The 1,755-nt window shown below is 76.2% G+C and carries 2 protein-coding genes; both read left to right on the forward strand.

The annotated features are described in order from the left end of the window. The coding region (locus FNQ90_RS21995; RefSeq protein ID WP_407699422.1) for a phosphotransferase family protein at positions 1–978 on the forward strand (978 nt) is incomplete at its 5' end. 62 nt (positions 979–1,040) lie between these two features. Continuing rightward, positions 1,041–1,755 (forward strand): ADP-ribosylglycohydrolase family protein (locus tag FNQ90_RS22000; RefSeq protein ID WP_323380116.1); only part of this gene is annotated, 715 nt, incomplete at its 3' end.

Consider the following 1,755-nt stretch of genomic DNA (forward strand, 5'->3'; position numbering starts at 1 on the left):
GGACGGGAACGGACAGCGCTGTGGGTGGATCGGTCCCTGCCGGCCGATACCCGGGTGGTGGGCGCGCGTCGCCTGCGCGGTGGTTGGACCTCGGAGATGTGGCATCTGGAGACGGTCGACGCGGAGGGGACGCCGAACGCTCCGAACGGGGTGGTGCTGCGTTCCTTCGTCCGGGAGTTCTTCCGCAGGCACGCCCCCGGGCTGTTGGAGCGCGAGGCGCGGGTCCTCGACCTGCTCGCGCCCGGCCCGGTGCCGACGGCCCGTCTCCTGGCCGTCGATCCGACCGGTGGGCATGCCGACCACCCGTCCCTGTTGATGACGCTCCTGCCCGGCGGGCTGCGTCTCGGGCAGTCCGCCGGCGAACCCCCGGCCCACATCGACCACCGCGTCCGGTCGCTCGCCCGGCAACTGGCGGACATCCACCGCTTCGAGCCCGCCCCCGCCGACCGTCCCCGGACCTGGCAGGCGTGGACCACCGCCGACCGGGTGCGGCTCCCGGCCGACCCGGGCCGGCCGGAGGTGTGGCGACGCGCGGTGGAGCTGATCCGGCGCGAGGCGCCGGCCCCGGGGACGTACCGGCCGTGTTTCCTGCACCGTGACTACCACCTCGGCAACGTGCTGTTCTCCGGGCCGCCGGGAGGGGAACGGATCACCGGCGTGGTGGATTGGGTGGAGACCTCCACCGGGCCCGCCGACCTCGACGTGGCGCACTGCTCCGCGTCCCTGGCCCTGCTGCACGACGCGGACACCGCCCTCGGCTTCGCCGACCACTATCTCCGGGAGGGGGGTCGGGACCTCGCGGCGAACCCCGCGGATCGGCTGTACTGGTACCTGCTGGACGCCCTCGCCCTCGCCCCCGACGCGGAGAAGGTCGCCACGGCCTGGCGGGGGGCCGGCCGCCCCGACCTGACCCCGGAGCGGGCCGGGGTCCGACTGGAGGAGTGGCTCGTGGCACTCCTGGAGCGGTTCGACCGATGAGGGCCCCGGGGGCGGGGCGGATCGGGAGACGGGCGACGACCGGGTGAGGAAAGGGTGAGGGCGTGACCGACACCGACGCGGTGACGGAGGGGGCCGGGAACACCGCCGATCACACGCCCGACGGCGCGACCGTGGGCGGGCACGGGGGAGAGCGGGGCCGGAGGCCGGTCCCGGAGAGCCTGGACAGCCTGGAGGGCCTCGCGCTGGGTGACGCCTTCGGTGAACGCTGGCTCCACACCTCCCGTCCCCGGGAGCGGGCCGTCGCCGAGATCGCCCGGCGGGAGCCGCCCTCCGAGTCCCCCTGGTGCTGGACCGACGACACCGCGATGGCGGTGAGCGTGCTGCGGGTGCTCCACGAGCACGGCGAGGTGGTGCCCCACCGGCTGGCGGCGTTCTTCGCCGAGTCCTTCGCCGCGGACCCCCACCGCGGGTACGGGTCGGGGATGCACCGGTTGCTGCCGGAACTGGCGATCGACCCCACCGCCTGGCCGGTCGCCTCCCGCCGGCTGTTCGCCGGGGAGGGCAGCCTCGGCAACGGTGCCGCGATGCGGGTGGCGCCCCTCGGCGCCTGGTACGCGGGGAATCCGGCGTCCGCGGCGGGGGCCGCCGAGCTCTCCGCCCGCGTCACCCACGCCCACGCCCAGGGCGTGGCGGGGGCGGTGGCGGTGGCCGTCGCGGCGGCGATCCTCGCCGCGCGCGACGCGACCGCGCCCACCGGCGGGGAACTGTTGACGGTGGTGGCCGGGCACCTGCCGGCGGGGGAGGTGCGCGAGGGGG

Origin of the sequence: Streptomyces alkaliphilus (assembly GCF_014141535.1) — a bacterium.
Lineage (GTDB): Bacteria > Actinomycetota > Actinomycetes > Streptomycetales > Streptomycetaceae > Streptomyces > Streptomyces alkaliphilus.